At 54.4% G+C, this 15,521-nt stretch carries 13 protein-coding genes; 5 read left to right on the top strand and 8 right to left on the bottom strand.

Going from position 1 to position 15,521, the window contains the following annotated elements; all coding sequences use genetic code 11:
- Positions 1–144 precede the first annotated feature (144 nt).
- From curA to AC3WS9_RS10505, 4 genes are all read right to left on the bottom strand, one after another.
- Positions 145–1,182 carry an NADPH-dependent curcumin/dihydrocurcumin reductase gene (gene curA / locus AC3WS9_RS10520; RefSeq protein WP_492488184.1) on the bottom strand — a complete coding sequence of 346 codons (1,038 nt, stop codon included), beginning with the start codon at positions 1,180–1,182 and terminating at the stop codon, positions 145–147.
- Between the two features lie 66 nt (positions 1,183–1,248).
- Entirely contained in the window at positions 1,249–1,824 is a 576-nt protein-coding gene (locus tag AC3WS9_RS10515) for a helix-turn-helix domain-containing protein (protein WP_492488182.1), read from the bottom strand.
- Positions 1,825–1,985: 161 nt separating this feature from the next.
- A complete protein-coding gene (locus AC3WS9_RS10510) occupies positions 1,986–3,083 on the bottom strand; it encodes an SIR2 family protein (protein WP_492488180.1) in 1,098 nt (365 codons plus the stop codon).
- Positions 3,084–3,088: 5 nt separating this feature from the next.
- A complete protein-coding gene (locus AC3WS9_RS10505; RefSeq protein WP_492488178.1) occupies positions 3,089–4,312 on the bottom strand; it encodes an AAA family ATPase in 1,224 nt (407 codons plus the stop codon).
- 212 nt (positions 4,313–4,524) lie between these two features.
- On the opposite strand from AC3WS9_RS10505, the gene AC3WS9_RS10500 reads away from it, so the two are divergent.
- Both AC3WS9_RS10500 and AC3WS9_RS10495 read left to right on the top strand, forming a co-directional pair.
- Positions 4,525–5,040 carry a GNAT family N-acetyltransferase gene (locus tag AC3WS9_RS10500; RefSeq protein ID WP_492488176.1) on the top strand — a complete coding sequence of 172 codons (516 nt, stop codon included), beginning with the start codon at positions 4,525–4,527 and terminating at the stop codon, positions 5,038–5,040.
- Positions 5,040–5,489: a DMT family transporter gene (locus AC3WS9_RS10495; RefSeq protein ID WP_102103794.1), complete on the top strand. Its 450-nt coding sequence runs from the start codon at positions 5,040–5,042 to the stop codon at positions 5,487–5,489. The genes AC3WS9_RS10500 and AC3WS9_RS10495 overlap by 1 nt, the downstream gene beginning before the upstream one ends.
- A gap of 3 nt (positions 5,490–5,492) precedes the next feature.
- Here AC3WS9_RS10495 and AC3WS9_RS10490 read toward each other — a convergent pair whose 3' ends face one another.
- Complete coding sequence (locus tag AC3WS9_RS10490; RefSeq protein WP_285148884.1) at positions 5,493–5,726, bottom strand: DUF2526 family protein; 234 nt, start codon at positions 5,724–5,726, stop codon at positions 5,493–5,495.
- Positions 5,727–6,022: 296 nt separating this feature from the next.
- Complete coding sequence (locus AC3WS9_RS10485; RefSeq protein WP_492488173.1) at positions 6,023–7,621, bottom strand: ABC transporter substrate-binding protein; 1,599 nt, start codon at positions 7,619–7,621, stop codon at positions 6,023–6,025.
- A gap of 282 nt (positions 7,622–7,903) precedes the next feature.
- Between AC3WS9_RS10485 and AC3WS9_RS10480 the strand changes: the two genes are divergently transcribed.
- From AC3WS9_RS10480 to AC3WS9_RS10470, 3 genes are read left to right on the top strand one after another with little or no spacing between them, the layout of a single operon-like run.
- Positions 7,904–9,250: an SrfA family protein gene (locus tag AC3WS9_RS10480; protein ID WP_492488171.1), complete on the top strand. Its 1,347-nt coding sequence runs from the start codon at positions 7,904–7,906 to the stop codon at positions 9,248–9,250.
- Positions 9,251–9,254: 4 nt separating this feature from the next.
- Positions 9,255–12,236 (top strand): virulence factor SrfB, encoded by a 2,982-nt coding sequence (locus AC3WS9_RS10475; RefSeq protein WP_285157203.1) that lies wholly within the window; start codon positions 9,255–9,257, stop codon positions 12,234–12,236.
- Positions 12,233–14,407, top strand: coding sequence for a virulence factor SrfC family protein (locus tag AC3WS9_RS10470; RefSeq protein ID WP_492488169.1), 2,175 nt, complete (start codon positions 12,233–12,235; stop codon positions 14,405–14,407). The genes AC3WS9_RS10475 and AC3WS9_RS10470 overlap by 4 nt, the downstream gene beginning before the upstream one ends.
- A gap of 31 nt (positions 14,408–14,438) precedes the next feature.
- Here the strand turns inward: AC3WS9_RS10470 and AC3WS9_RS10465 are convergent, their stop codons facing one another.
- Both AC3WS9_RS10465 and AC3WS9_RS10460 read right to left on the bottom strand, forming a co-directional pair.
- A complete protein-coding gene (locus tag AC3WS9_RS10465; RefSeq protein ID WP_492488167.1) occupies positions 14,439–15,197 on the bottom strand; it encodes an alpha/beta fold hydrolase in 759 nt (252 codons plus the stop codon).
- Positions 15,198–15,282: 85 nt separating this feature from the next.
- Positions 15,283–15,456, bottom strand: a complete 174-nt coding sequence (locus AC3WS9_RS10460; protein ID WP_492488165.1) for a GhoT/OrtT family toxin — start codon at positions 15,454–15,456, stop codon at positions 15,283–15,285.
- Positions 15,457–15,521 lie beyond the last annotated feature (65 nt).

Below are 15,521 nucleotides of genomic sequence, written 5' to 3'. Positions count from 1 at the left end.
TTTCAAAACCAAAAATTATGCAATTTTTTTGCCCTCGGCTCACCGAATCCGGTATGGCCGATCGCTATGCTGGTATTATTAAAGACATTATAGTCAAACTTTAAGAATATATTATGGCGGGGATTCCCGCCATAATATGTACAATTAGTTATCCTTCGCGACGCGAATCACGACTTTGCCGAAGTTTTTGCCTTCGAGCATGCCGATGAAGGTTTCCGGCGCATTTTCCAGCCCGTCAGTCACCTGTTCGCGATACTGAATTTTGCCCTCTTTGATCCAGCGCCCCATCTCTTCCTGGAACTCCTGAATGCGATGCCCGTAGTCCTGACCGATGATAAAGCCCTGCATGCGGATACGTTTTTTGAGCAGCGTCCCCATCAGGAGCGGCAAGCGGTCCGGCCCGTCCGGCAGTGAGGTGGCGTTATAGCCGCTTACCAGGCCGCACACCGGCACGCGCGCCGAGGTATTCAGCAGCGGGAGTACCGCATCAAAGACCTTGCCGCCGACGTTTTCATAATAGACGTCGATGCCTTTCGGGCAGGCTTTCGCCAGCTGTTCGGCAAAATCATCCGCATGATGGTCCAGACACTGGTCAAACCCGAGCACCTCGACTGCATGACGGCATTTCTCTGCACCGCCTGCGACGCCAACCACATAGCAGCCTTTGATCTTACCGATCTGCCCGACGGTCGCCCCGACCGGCCCGGTGGCCGCCGCAACGACCAGCGTCTCGCCCGCTTTCGGCTGGCCGATATCCAGCAGCCCCATGTAGGCGGTAAAGCCTGGCATCCCCAGCACACCCAGCGCCCAGGAAGGATGTTCGACTTCTTCGCCCAGCTTGACGAGGCCCGTGCCGTCAGAGAGCTCGAACTCCTGCCAGCCGCTGTAACCCAACACCCACTCGCCCGCTTTAAATTTCGGATGGTTCGACTGCTCGACGCGACTGACCGTGCCGCCGACCATCACCGCACCAATCTCGACCGGCGGTGAATAGGACGGCGCATCGCTCATGCGGCCCCGCATGTAAGGATCAAGCGACAGCCAGACGGTACGCAGCAACAGTTGCCCTTCCGCTGGCGTCGGGATCGGCTGCTCTTCTAAGCGAAAATTATCCGCCACCGGCGCACCGTGCGGACGAGAGGCCAGCACCAGACGGCGGTTTGTGTTTGCAGATTGACTCATGGATTGCTCCTCAGTTGCGCAAATGTCCTTAGAGACTAGCGCCTGTTTTCGACAACTGCCTTACCATTACGAGCCAGACTGATTCAGGCGCACCACCAGATAAACACAGGATTCCTGCGTCTCATTGATGAAGCGACAGTCGTTCGGCGGCCCCAGTTCCAGACAATCTCCGGCCTGCATCTCATGGCGTGTATCGCCTTCCTGAAACACCAGCTCGCCGGACTGAAGCCAGATCAGCTGCCGCGCCAGCGCATACGACGACGCAGGCATAGGCACGTCGCTCCCGCCGGGAAGCTCGACCTGCACCAAATCGATCGGTAAATCCGTGCGTGGTGACACGTGGCGTCGCAGATAATGCGTTTGCGGGTCGCGCCACACGGGCTGGTTGGCGAAGCGCAGCAGTTTGCCCTCCTGCATCTCGGCGCGGGCAATCAGGGTCGACATGCTGATGCCGAACGCACCAGAAAGCCGCGCCAGAAGCGTCGCGGTTGGGCTGCTTTCGCTGCGTTCAATTTTGTGGATCATCGCGCGTGAGACGCCTGCCCGTTCAGCAAGCTCGCGAAGAGACCAGCCGCGCGACTCGCGTTCGACCCGAATGCGCGCGCTAATCCGTTGATTCATATCGTCTGGCATAGTGTTCATATCGTCATACTATAGTGTATGGACCCGATTTCAATGGCATTGTCATAACAAAAAAATATGTCTTATAACATTAAGGATCAAGAGTACAGAAAATAAAGGCAATAAATTTAACAGTATGACACACTACCAAAATCTAAAAATACAAGCATAGTTCCCTCTAATTAGGGAAGTTTTGCCATTTCATTACAGAGTTGTGCAAATGCCCCTCCATAGTAATAAACCCCAGAATTGTCATCCAGCTCCTTAAATAAATCGCAAGAAGCTTCATGATTACGTATTGCACTATCTTTACTACGACTAATTATAATGGTTTCTTTGTCGACGCTATCGGCATCTAAAAAGGATTTCAATAAAAAACGTATAATATGGTCTTCCGATGGAAAAGAATACCCGATGAAAATAAGAAGATCTGACGCCCTTAATTTATTAGATGACTTTATAAAAACATTTTTGAAGTATTTGTCATCATATATTTGCTCATTTGACGGAAGTATAATGTTAGGACTAAGCGAAGCTTGTTCAATTGAATTATAATCAACTTTGAATATATCACCTTGACTTACAACTTCAAACCCTCCGTTAAGCTTAAATAAACTAATTCCTTTTGAGGAAGGGCATTGTACTTTCCCATCTATATGTACTGGATGCCCACGTAAAATTGATTTTTTACATTTTAAGGAATGAAGTATTCTATCAATTACTATGTCATAATTAGTTGTTATAACATTAATATTGCAGCTTAGGCTTAACTTGTCAAAAAAAGATAAAATGTCTTTTTGAGATGTTCTAATCCTTGAAGGTAATTTTAATTCAGCCTCCTTAATTCCAACTTTGTCAAAAAATCTTTTCTTAATGTAGGCTTTGATTTCAGATTCAAAAAAATCAATGGTATGTTTATCAAGATGAGATGGCAATAAACTCGGATATCTCCTGTAAATATCCATTGTATACTTAAACATTTTAAAAACATTTGATTTATCTGTGTCGGAAGCATTATCATCTGCCCACTTTAATGACAACGAATCAAATAAATCGAAAAATTTATACTCCGCTCTTTCTTTTGCAGCATCTTTCTCTGAAATAGAAAATATCTCATTACTTAAAGGATAGTCGTTACTCCAAGCCTTTGAAAAACCGGCACCAAGGAATATGGAAACATTTTTCCCTTTTGCCTTTGTTAAAATTGACTCAACACTTGTTAATTCGCAACTAACCACACCAGAACGAGGTGTGTCATAATCAAATGTTCTGCTAGTCATACGAACTATTCCTTGTCTAAAAATGCCGGTAACATTCCAAATTCGCCACGGAAGTATTTAGCTGAAATTTTCGAGTCTTTTCTTACCGAGAATGATGAAGCGTTTACTATGTGTGAAGACATATCTGAATCTTTGTATATTATATTTAACTCATCACGTCTAATGCAATCATCCAATAAAGCTATATTATGTGTTGAAAACACAAACTGACTTCCATCACCATTTTCAGCACAAGTATAATCAATTACCATTTTTACAAGTGCATTGGCTAAGGAATGATGTATTGAAGAATCAATTTCATCTACAAATATGCTAAATCCAACATCCTTCGCCCATAAAAAAACACTTAAAAATGCAAGGATATTTAGTGTGCCATTTGAAAAAAAGAATTCTCTGGCACCAGGAGGAATTGTAGTAACACCTTCATCAAGATTATCTATCACATAAATAAATCTATGATGTCCATCGCTACTGGAAGGAGTAAACTCAACACGATTAATGTGCAGCGGGAAAGATTTTATATAATGATTGTACATTAAAAGAAAACTATTAACATACTCTGCATTGTCATTCTCATTAGAAATTAGTTTGTTATGAAGTTGTTCCTCTATGAAATTTATTTCACGTTCAGGGTCCTCAGATTCATATGCAATATGTGAGTATCCCCACTCAACAATTGAATTCAATTCGGGAATTTCAAGGGAATTAGCGAACGTGACGACAGCACCACTATCCTTAAGGACCGGCTTTATTAAAGTCTCATGTTTTTTATATTCGGCTTTCTTGAATGATAGTTGTCCTTCTAACCTTTCAAAAATACATGACTCTTTCGCACCTTTCTTTATTGGCCGACTAAATAAATATTCACTTACTATCATTTTATTAAGTACAGAAACGCCATAGCGGAGGAAGTTTTTATTTTCTGAATCAGTAATAATTATTTCATAACTAGTAGGTTTTGCTATGTTTTCTTTTGAAAAGATATATGGCAGATGTAATTCATGTAGTGTGTTGTAAGTTATTCCTGAAGAAAACTTCTCTACCGCATCGAAAAGTTGTGTCTTACCAACTCCGTTCCCACCAATCACTGAACAAATTTTGTTCACGCGAAGACCATTTTCTAATTCAATGGTATGTTTAGGAAATTCATCACCCATGGAGGAAACAAAGCTTAAACTTTGTTCATCTCGGAAGCTCTTAAAATTGCGTAATGAAAAGTTAATGAGCAAAGTGAAACTCCTTTTTTTGTGATTTTGATGCAAAAAAACCAATTTCAACTCTAAATCACAGGCTAAGAATGTCAAGAAGTCATTCTATCAACGAGCATTTTAGTATCTGAGTGATGGTGGGCGAATACTATTTATAAACATGATTCTATTAAATCCGATAACATAGTAAACTATTCGTACCACTATAGTGAACAACACATTCCGAGGTTCCGATGATTATTCGTCACGCCAGCAAAGAAGATTGCGCCGCTATCGGCGAGATATACAACCACGCGGTGCTGCATACCGCGGCGATCTGGAACGATACCACCGTTGACACGGATAACCGTATTGCCTGGTTCGAAGCGCGCACGCTGATGGGCTACCCGGTGCTGGTGAGCGAAGAAAATGGCGTGGTGACGGGGTATGCCTCGTTCGGCGACTGGCGCGCCTTCGACGGGTTCCGCCACACGGTCGAGCATTCGGTCTACGTTCACCGGGATCATCAGGGAAAAGGCATTGGCCGCGAGCTGATGAAACAGCTGATCGTTGAAGCGCGCACTATCGGCAAACACGTGATGGTGGCGGGTATTGAGGCGCAAAATCAGGCCTCGATTCATCTGCATGAAACGCTCGGGTTTGTCACTACCGGGCAGATGCCGCAGGTCGGCACTAAATTTGGCCGCTGGCTGGATCTGACGTTTATGCAGCTCCAGCTCGACGAGCGCAACGATCCGGACGCCATCTGATGAATCAGTCCCTGACGCTGGTTTTTCTGGTGGCGGCCGGAATCGGCCTGGTGGTGCAGAACACGTTGATGGTGCGCATCACCCAGTCGTCATCGACGATTTTGATCGCCATGCTGCTGAACTCTCTGGTCGGTATTGTGCTGTTTGTCAGCATTTTGCTGATTAAAAACGGCGTGGCAGGCTTTAGCGAACTGGCGTCGACGATCCGCTGGTGGACGTTGATTCCGGGACTGTTAGGGTCGTTTTTTGTCTTTGCCAGCATCAGCGGCTATCAGTACGTCGGCGCGGCGACCACGATTGCGGTGCTGGTCGCCAGTCAGCTGATTGGCGGGCTGGTGATGGACGTGCTAAAAAGCCAGGGGATCCCGCTGCGGGCGCTGATTGGCCCGGTCTGCGGGGCTGTCCTGCTGGTGATAGGCGCCTGGCTGGTGGCGAGACGCCAGTTCTGAACCTTACAGAATCGAGCCGCCCTGGGTCAGGTGCTCATGGCGGGCTTCTGCTTCTTCTTTGTGCTGTTTGCCGTGGTGGGCGATGGTGTTGCGCAGACGCTGCTGCTGGGCGTAACGATCTTCGCGGGTGAGTTCGGTGTCTTCGCTGAGCTCGACCAGCAGTTCGTTCATGTGGGTGATAACACTCTCTTCCACCGCCGCATCCACGCGGGCAATCACTTCATCTAAATGTGACATTGTCACTCCTTGTTAACTGAGTTTGCCGGGTGGCGGCTGCGCCTTACCCGACCTACGGGTTCTGTGCGTTCTTTTTTGTCGGGTGGCGGCTTCGCCTTACCCGACCTACGGGCTCTGTGCGATCTTTTTCTCGGGTGGCGGCTGCGCCTTACCCGACCTACGGGTTCTGTGCGGTCTTTTTGTCGGGTGGCGGCTTCGCCTTACCCGACCTACGGGTTCTGCGCGGTCTTGTAGGCCCGGTAAGCGCAGCGCCACCGGGCATTTTAGGCCGCACCGCCCCTACAAATACTGAAATGTTAATTCAACTTCGCTTTCGAGAAATCGCTGCCCATCAGGCTCACGCTATAACCCGTCACATTGCTGCGCGTGGCGTAGAACGTTTTGCCGTTTGCCAGCGCAATCCACGGAGCCTGCTGATAGAACATCTCCTGCGCCTGGCCGTACAGCGCCGCGCGCTGCGCCGGATCGCTGGTCAGCTTCGCTTTCTCGACCAGGTCATTATACCCCTTGTCGCACCAGCGCGCGGCATTGGAGCCGGTCTTGATGCTGTTGCAGCCCAGCAGCACATCGGCAAAGTTATCCGGGTCACCATTATCCGACATCCAGCCGAACAGCGCCGTATCGTGCTCGCCTTTGCGCATTCCGGAGAGATACTCGCCCCACTCGTAAGAGACAATTTTCGCCTTCACGCCGACCTTCGCCCAGTCGCTCTGAATCATCTCCGCGATGCGCTTCGAGTTCGGGTTATACGGACGCTGAACCGGCATCGACCACAGCGTCACTTCCGCGCCCTTCTCCAGCCCCGCCTGCTTCAGCAGCGCTTTCGCTTTCTCGGGATCATAGCTGTAATCCTTCAGGTCCTTTTTATACCCGAGCATATTTGGCGGGATCGGCGATTTCGCCACCGTACCGGAGCCCATAAACACTGCGTTCACAATGGCGGTTTTATCCGTTGCATAGTTCAGCGCCTGGCGCACCAGCACGTTATCAAACGGCTTTTTCTCGGTGTTGAACGCCAGATAGCCGACGTTCAGTGCATCCACGGAGTGCAGCGTCAGGTCTTTGTTTTTCTTAATCACGTCAAACTGCACCGGCGAAGGCGCAGGAATGATCTGGCATTCGTTGGTTTGCAGCTTCGCCAGACGCGTTTCGACGTTAGGCGTGATGGAGAAAATCAGGTGTTTGGTCGGCACTTCGCCGTCCCAGTAGTTCGGGTTAGCGACGTAGCGGATCAGGGAATCGACTTTATACTGCTGCAGCACGTACGGGCCGGTGCCGATTGGCCAGGTATCGACGTTTTCCGGCGTCCCTTTTTTAAGCATCACGTCCGCGTATTCCGCAGACAAAATGGAGGCGAAATCCATTCCCCAGTCGGCGAGGAACGCCGCGTTCGGCTCGTTCAGCACAAACTGGACATGATAATCATCGACTTTTTTGACCTCCTGGATCAGTTTGTCCAGGCCGACGTCATTGAAATATTCGTAATTCCCCTGCGAAACGTTGTGATACGGATGCTTAGGGTCTTTCTGACGCAGCACCGAGAAAATAACGTCATCGGCGTTAAAATCGCGGGTCGGTTTGAAGAATTTATTGCTGTTAAATTTCACGCCTTTACGTAGCGTAAAGGTATAGGTTTTGCCGTCCGGAGAGATAGTCCAGGACTCCGCTAGCGAAGGAACCGCGGTGTTTTTCACCGGATCAAAATTGATCAGACGGTTGTAAAGCACCTGGGAGCTGGCCACGAACGACGGGCCGGAGCTGGCGATTTGTGGGTTAAACGACTCCGGTGATGCCTCGGAGCAGTAAATAATCGTATCTGTGTTTGCCGCCCATGCGGCGCTTGCCGGTAAGAGAGTGCTCAGCGCCAGCGCGAGCAGCGTTTTCCCTGTGGTCATGGTTATAAGCCTTATGATTTTTATATATAGAACCACAATAACAGCACAGGCCCGAGTGAGTGGCAAATAACGAAACACGCTCAGGTTATTCTAAAGGCGTCATTTTTGCTGGTTTAACAGACAGCCCGCGCGCAGTGATTTGTCTTAAGTGTGCTGCTTCGTCAAGCACTAATGCCGCTTTCTATCCTGTAAGAAATCGCCGCTTTTAGCGTCTTCTCGTCCGTTTGCTTGCATTCCGGTTTGGTTAAAGTAATGGGGTGAAGAAGTCTACAGGACCAAATCGTGGCAAAAACACTTTTACGCAGCGGTAATCTCGATGATTTTCAGGCCGTTGGCGGCGGCGGACAGGCCGTATTTGAATCAGCACTACAAATCCGTGAAGCGCTTCGTCTGCGCAAGCAGCAGGCGATAGTCGATTGTCTGGCAATCCCGCAGGTCAACGACGGCGGCGACCGGGTGGACTGGTATGCGCCGCTGGATGGCGATATTGCGAGCTGGAATGCCGCCGATGAAGACGAACGTTTTCGCGCCCTGCGCTATCTGGAGAACACCCTCTCCAGCGTCGAGTCGCTGAGTAAAAAGAGCCTCCAGTCGCCAAAAACCGCTCAGCAGCTGTTTGGTTCCCTGCTCTCAAAAGCGTTCCAGTTCCCGAGTGAAAACTTCCTGTTCCTCGTCGACGGCAAGCCGGTTATCACCTTTTGGGGGTTCGTGAACCTCAATGAAAACGCGCGCGACGATGTGCTCGACTGCCTGCGCGAATCCCTCAAGCCGGAACCGATGCCCGCGCCAGTCGAAGAGCCGGAGCCCGAAGAGCCCGCGCCGACCATTGTGTTTGAACAGGCCGACGCGCCGCTTATCGCCCCGCCGCCTGTGGTTCGTGTCACCGAAGACGATCTCTATTCCGCCGAACCTGCGCCGCAGGTGGTTCCAGAAGTGGCCGCTCCTGCAGAGCCTGCACCTGCGGTTATCCGCAAGAAGCGCCGCGTTCCGCTCTGGTCCCTGCCTGTGGCCGCTGTGATTGTCGCCGCCGTGGCCGCGCCGCTGCTGTGGCCAAAACAGGCGCCGACGGCAGAACCTGTCGCCACGCCAGCGCCAGCCCCGGTCGCTATCGCTCCTAAACCGGTGAAACCGGTGGTGGAGATGGCGATGAACCTGCCGCTGCATCAGGCCGAGGTCCTGCCGGTGAAAGCCGCAGAACCAGCTCCAGCACCAGCGGCACAAGCGGTCGTCATCACCGCCATTCCTAAAGATGCGATGGTGATGGACGCGGTTCAGGTGAAAACCGGCTCCACCAAATTCCTCAACGGCACCTGGCGCGCCATGCTGGACATTAAAGATCCCGTGACCGGCAAAGCGCCGTCCCTGCGCTATCAGATTCAGAACAACAAGGGCATCGCCCGTGTGGTCCAGGGCGACAACGTGGTGTGTCGCAGCGACATTTTCTCCGGGCTGCACAGCAACGGCGAACTGATGATTAAGAGCCGCGGCAACGCTCGCTGCTCGGACGGTTCGCGCTACCCGATGCCGGAGATCGCCTGTAAAGCCGGGACTAACGACGTGGCGGAATGTACTGCCCGTTATGATGCCAAAACCGTCGTTCCGCTGACGTTCAAGAAAGCAGGTGCCTGATCCTATGCTGGTAAATCTTTGCGACTACAAACAAAGCGTCACGCTGATTGCGAACAGCGGCGTACAGTTTCTCGATTTCGGTCTGACCCCGCAGGACTCGGCAAGCCTGGGCCGGTTCGTGCGTAAAACCGCCAATGGCCCTCTGCTGCGCCTGAACTACGATCTGGTGAATGGTCGCTACACCCTGCCCGCGGCGCGTGGCGGTCAGCCGGAAGTGGTGAAACCCGAGAGCACCTTCACCCTGCATCAGTCCCTGACGGTGCTGGATGGCGTCTGGATTCCGGTGCCGTTTTTACGCTTTAACCCACCGCGTACCTTTGTCGACGGCCCGGATAACTGGGCGCGCGCGCAGGTTCGTAAGCTTGAGACGCCGGACAGTGCGGGTAATACCCACCGCGTGACCTTCGCCCTCGACAGCCAGATTGCCGATCACGCCACGCCGGGCCTGTCGCCGGTCGAAAACGATATTCTGAACGGTACCCGTTTTGCGCTGGCCTGGCGTGACGACGAGGTGCTGAGTTTCCTCGATCAGACATGGATTGACGGCTGGCTGCGCGAAGCGTTCAGCGGCTACGCGACGGGCGTGGAAAACCGCTCCGAGCGCGACCTGCATCAGGCGATGCGCGGCTTTGAATATCAGGCCCACTGGCTGAACCTGATGACCATGCTCGGCGAGCAGATCACCGTTCCGGAAGTCAAATTCGTAACTCACACCCTGAGCACCCCGGCGATTCCGGTGGATCTGATTCTGGATGTTGGCAACACCCACACCTGCGGCGTAATCATTGAAGATCACGGCGATGCCAACGACGGCCTGCGCCAGACCGCCGAATTACAGGTGCGTTCTTTGAGCGAACCGCAGTTCCTGAACGAGCCGCTGTTTACCAGCCGCCTTGAGTTCTCTGAAGCCCGCTTTGGCAAACAGCATTTCTCCGTCGAAAGTGGCCGTGAAGACGCCTTTGTCTGGCCGTCTATCGTGCGCGTCGGCGACGAAGCGCGCAAACTGGCGATGCAGCGTCTGGGCACCGAAGGCAACAGCGGGATCTCCAGCCCGCGCCGCTATCTGTGGGATGAAACCCCAACGGTCCAGGACTGGCGCTTTAGCCAGATGAACGCCAAGACCCAGCGCGAACCGCTGGCGACCGCGTTCCCGCTGATGAACCTGATGAACGATGACGGACAGCCGCTGTTCACCCTGCCACAGGATGAGCGTCTGCCGGTCTTTTCGCCGCAGTACAGCCGTAGCACCCTGATGACCCATATGCTGTGCGAGCTCCTCGCTCAGGCACTCGGGCAGATCAACAGCGTCGCCACGCGTCTGCGCCTTGGCTTCCCGGCGTCACCGCGCCAGCTGCGCACCCTGATCCTGACGCTGCCTTCTGCGATGCCAAAACAGGAGCGCGAGATTTTCCGCCGCCGCATGTTTGAAGCCATCGCTATCGTCTGGAAAGCGATGGGCTGGCACCCGCAGGATGATGATTTTGCCAGCCGCAAACAGCAGGATAAAAGCGTGGTTCCCGTCCCGGCCATTCAGATGGAGTGGGACGAAGCGAGCTGCGGTCAGCTGGTGTGGCTGTATAACGAGGCTATTTCCCACTTTGGCGGCCAGACGGAAGCCTTCTTCGCCTCCCTCGCCCGCCCGGACCGCGAAGTCGAACCGGGCGCGCAGCCAGGGCGCTCCCTGCGCGTCGCCTCTATTGATATCGGCGGCGGCACGACCGATATGGCGATCACCCACTATCAACTGGATGATGGTTCAGGGAATAACGTCAAAATCACGCCACAGCTGCTGTTCCGCGAAGGCTTCAAAGTCGCGGGCGACGATACGCTGCTGGACGTTATCCAGCGCTACGTCCTGCCCGCCCTGCAAACGCAGCTGCAAAAATCGGGTATCGCCGACGCCTCCCTGCTGATGGCGTCCCTGTTTGGCGATTCCGGGCGCATTGATACTCAGGCAGTCCTGCGGCAGCAAACGGCGCTTCAGCTGTTTATGCCGATTGGTCATGGCATTCTGGCGGCCTGGGAGAGCAGCGACATCGACGATCCGCTGGCGGGTTTACACGCCACCTTCGGCGATCTGCTCAAACAGCAGCCAACCCGCAACGTGATGAACTATCTGCAGCAGGCGATCGATCATGCGCTTCCGGCCGGTTCTGCGCCGTTCGATCTGTTTGCCGTTCCGCTGCACGTGAACTTCCACGAGATGCAGGATGCGATGCTGGCGGGCCAGTTTACCCTTGCCGCGCCGCTGCATGCCGTGTGCGAAGCCATTTCCCACTATGCCTGCGACATTTTGCTGATCACCGGGCGTCCGGGCTGTCTGCCTGGCGTGCAGGCGCTGATTCGCCACCTGCAGCCGGTGCCGGTCAACCGCATCGTCTGGCTGGATAAATATCGCGTCCACGAGTGGTACCCGTTCAGTCAGCAGGGACGTATTGGCAATCCAAAATCCACGGCAGCCGTGGGCGCAATGCTCTGCAGCCTCGCCCTCGACCTGCGTTTGCCGCGCTTTAACTTCAAGGCGGCGGATATTGGCGCCTATTCGACCGTGCGTTATCTGGGCGTGCTGGATAACACGGTCAACACCCTTCGCGAAGAGAACGTCTGGTATCAGGACATCGATCTCGATAAACCGGGCGCGAAGCTGGATGCAAAACTGCACTTCCCTCTGCGCGGCAACGTCACGCTCGGTTTCCGTCAGTTGGCGAACGCCCGCTGGCCTGCCACGCCGCTATATACCCTGAGCATCAACTCCGCCGAGCTGGCAAAAGCCATCGCCGGTGACGGGGTGCTGAACGTGCGTCTACAGCTGCGCGGCGGCACGAAACACGAAGGCCCGGAGTCGTTTGAGCTGAGCGACGCCTGGCTGCAGGACGGAACGCCGGTTCCGCCGGACGCCTTAACGTTTAAACTGAATACCCTGGCCGACCGCCGCCACAGCGGAAGCCATTACTGGATCGACAGCGGGAGCGTATATCTCAAATGACAGCGATGACTGCCACCACTCAGGCCTTAATCGAGTGGATCAATGAAACGCGCCTGCACGCCCCGATGCTGGATAACGACGCCGACGCCCTGCTGGCCCGCCTGACCTGTGCGCAGGCGCGCGGACAGGCGCTCGACCGTGCTCTAACCGGCCACAGCAGCATTGGCCTGAACGGCCACTCCCAGGCGGCAAAAGCCCATCTGCTGACGTCGCTTTGTGGGAGCGGAAACGGTCGACTGGATGTTTCTCCCGGCCAGCGCACCTTCGACTATTTTTCCCATATCAACCCCGGCCACGCCCTGACCAACATGGCCGTGCGTTTCACGCCGCGCGCCAGTGATGTCAGCGACGATGCCTTCCCGCTGCGCCTGAGCCTGGTCACCGAAGCCGAGCTGGTCCAGCTGTTTATCGCCCGCACGACGATGCACACCCTGATTCGCCCGGTGGAAAAATCGGTCATCGAAGCGCGCGTTGATAAATGGCGTGCGCTACGTCAGCCGCAGGGTGTACCGGGGATCACTGCCCAGGAAGTGGCGACCATTGCCCGCTACTGGCGCACGACGGTTCCCGGATCTGAACAGCAGATGGACGACGCCCTGTGGCACCAGTTCGCCCAGCTGATCCCCTCGCTGGATCTGAGCACCCGCGCCAGCGTCTGGTCCCTGCTGTGGGGCGAGCAGCAGGAAATCACGCAACAGTGGCTGAAATTCGCTCACGTGCTGCATCAGACCAGCCACGCCCGCGAGCTGGCGGCTCCGCTAAGTTTGCTGGTCGATAACTTCGGCCTGCCGAGCGAGGGCTTCCTCACCCGCGCAGAATTTACGGCACCAGATGCGCAGGAAGCGGTACTGCATCCGCTGAATGACGGCGAGATGCTGAACGCCATCAGTATTCCCGTCGACGTGCTGGCTTTCCTGACCCGCGAACTGGTTCTGCCGGCGGAAAACAGCGTGCTCGATAACGTCGATATCATCGATATCCCCGCGCCATCGGAGGCGGATTTGTCCCCGCTGGCAGAGGCAAAATGCACCTGGCTGCTGGAACATTATCGCCAGCAGATGCAGCCCGATGTGCTGGTGATTTGCAATGCTACCGCCCGCCATGAGCAAACGGCTAAAACGGCCAAGACCCTGTTGAACTGGGTGAAAGAGACCCAGACCGCAGAAGAGTCGGCGTTGCCAGGCCTGGTATGGGCCATTACCCCGCACGACGCGCGCTTCCTCACCAAACAAAACCTCGACGAGGCCGTACAGCATCTGCTCGGCAAGCCCGGCCAGCGCTGGGGAACCTTGCAGGCGCTGGACACGCACAGCATGCAGCGCGTGATGGAGTGGCTGTCTCAGGCAACCCTTTCCACACAGCGCCAGTCTCGACTGCTGGCTCTGAAAACCGCGCAACAGCGTGAGCTTCGCGCGCTGATGCAAAGCTATCTGGCCCCCATCGCCGCAGAGCCTGTTGCGCAGCGCACCCAGGCCGAAGGGATGGTGCGCAACCTGCAATCCAGCGCCGCCCGCCACGGCGAACTGCTGGAAGGACTGCTGCCTCCGCTGAAAGCCTTCGAAACGTTGCTCGCCGTCCAGCAGCCGCGCGAAGAGCAGGTCAACGGCCTGTTCACTGACGTTATCGATCTCTTTGCCGACAACGCCAGCGAAGGTCAGGAAATGTTCCAGACCAAAGATAAAGCGCGTCTGGCCCATCGCGTGTGGATCAATCATCTGCGTCAGTGGAGCCGCAACGAGGCCGCCGCCAGTCGTCTGGGGCTGGATGCTACCGTTCTGCCGCTCATTGCCGATACGCTGGTGCTCAGCAGCTACCGACTTAACCTCCCGCAGCAGCTACAGCGCATAGTGGAAGCCGATAAAAGCAGTGCGGCACAGCTCCAAGCCACCATCGGAAACTTCATCGGCTGGCTGGGTTACGCCGAAACCACGCATGCTTCCCGTCCGGCGAGCCGTGTGCGCAAGGGCCAGGCCATCTTCGTGACGCCGGTAGTCAGCAGCGCCACGCCAAGGCTGACGCAGCTCGGCGAGCAGCCGGTTCACGCCGCTACCGTTTACGTTTACGACTGGCTGGTCGCGCTCTATACGCGCGCGATTGAGAACATTGGGTATCAACATCCACATGATGTTCAGCCCGCTGCGCGCCAGGCCTTAGAAGCGATTCTGCGATAGCCTCTCAAACAGCCCGCGATGCTGCGGGCTGTTACCCATCAGTAAGACAGCCCGAGATCGCGCTTGCCAGCGCCGAAGGGTTTTCCCATGACATCGAATGCCCGGCCCTGGGGATAACGATCGTCTTCACGCCATTTCGCTGCATCTCTGCCGCCTCCGCGTCCGGGAGCGACAGCTCGCCGAACAGCAGTGTCACCGGACATTGCAGCGCCAAAAATTGTGCGGCCCAGTCGGGCTGAACGCCTGCGACCAACGACGCCGCCCCGCGCCAGACGGCGTATGGCGCATTACTGCCCAGGCACCCCGCCCAGGGTGAGGTTTCAGCGGCCAGCATCGCGGCATATCCGCTCTCGATAAAGGTGGTTTCCTCCTGCGCGGCAATCCCGCGGCTGAACATTCCGCCTCCGGCGTGAAAATTGGGTTCGGAGACAATCAGCCCGCGAAGACGGTCCTGAATCAGCGCGGCGGTTTCAATGGCAATGCTGCCGCCCATACTGTGGCCGTAGAGCCAGAAAGCGTCGAGATTGAGATGAGTGAGGAGTTCAACAACGACCTGAGCCTGATCGCATGTTCGATAGCTAAAGTGTTCAGGTTTGTCGCTGTAGCCACTGCCAGGGAGATCGATAAGAATGGCCCGACGCGCACCAAACTGCGGATCGCAGACTACGCGGGGATATTCATAAGAAGAGGCGCAGCCGAGGCCGTGAATAAATACCACGGGGTCGCCGGAACCGGGGAGGTCCTGCCAGCGGACGGTGCAGCCAGCCTGCTGTGAGTAAAAACTGTTCATAAGCACTCCTTTGACGATGCACTGTGTATTTATACAGTCACGCGCAGCAGAATGCTATTTTGTCTTTAAAATCTGGAAGCGTGCTTCAGAAAAGCGAGATCAACAGCGCCACAGGGAAGCTCATCGGCCAGGTTGAGCCCACCAGAAATGCGCTCAGAAAACGAATGCGCTTGCGGTCTTTCGACAGAAACCAGGTGATCAGGGCGCAAATCGTCGCCATGACTGCGTAAAACACCAACATTTTTTGATACAGCGTCATTCTGTGCACCCGATCGATAAAATAACCGCGCGCAATATGCGTCATATGTTGATACAGATCAAGTT

It is taken from the genome of Lelliottia sp. EB106-05-01-XG201 (assembly GCF_058791735.1).
The sequence above is the reverse complement of the archived record's forward strand: the minus strand, read 5'-3'. Positions and strand labels throughout refer to the sequence as shown.

Coding starts and splice junctions, on each gene's coding strand:
- AC3WS9_RS10470 (WP_492488169.1), top strand. CDS start 12,233: ATGACAGCGATGACTGCCACCACTCAGGCCTTAATCGAGTGGATCAAT.
- AC3WS9_RS10465 (WP_492488167.1), bottom strand. CDS start 15,197: ATGAACAGTTTTTACTCACAGCAGGCTGGCTGCACCGTCCGCTGGCAG.
- AC3WS9_RS10515 (WP_492488182.1), bottom strand. CDS start 1,824: ATGAACACTATGCCAGACGATATGAATCAACGGATTAGCGCGCGCATT.
- AC3WS9_RS10490 (WP_285148884.1), bottom strand. CDS start 5,726: ATGTCACATTTAGATGAAGTGATTGCCCGCGTGGATGCGGCGGTGGAA.
- AC3WS9_RS10500 (WP_492488176.1), top strand. CDS start 4,525: ATGATTATTCGTCACGCCAGCAAAGAAGATTGCGCCGCTATCGGCGAG.
- AC3WS9_RS10485 (WP_492488173.1), bottom strand. CDS start 7,621: ATGACCACAGGGAAAACGCTGCTCGCGCTGGCGCTGAGCACTCTCTTA.
- AC3WS9_RS10510 (WP_492488180.1), bottom strand. CDS start 3,083: ATGACTAGCAGAACATTTGATTATGACACACCTCGTTCTGGTGTGGTT.
- AC3WS9_RS10475 (WP_285157203.1), top strand. CDS start 9,255: ATGCTGGTAAATCTTTGCGACTACAAACAAAGCGTCACGCTGATTGCG.
- curA (WP_492488184.1), bottom strand. CDS start 1,182: ATGAGTCAATCTGCAAACACAAACCGCCGTCTGGTGCTGGCCTCTCGT.
- AC3WS9_RS10495 (WP_102103794.1), top strand. CDS start 5,040: ATGAATCAGTCCCTGACGCTGGTTTTTCTGGTGGCGGCCGGAATCGGC.
- AC3WS9_RS10460 (WP_492488165.1), bottom strand. CDS start 15,456: ATGACGCTGTATCAAAAAATGTTGGTGTTTTACGCAGTCATGGCGACG.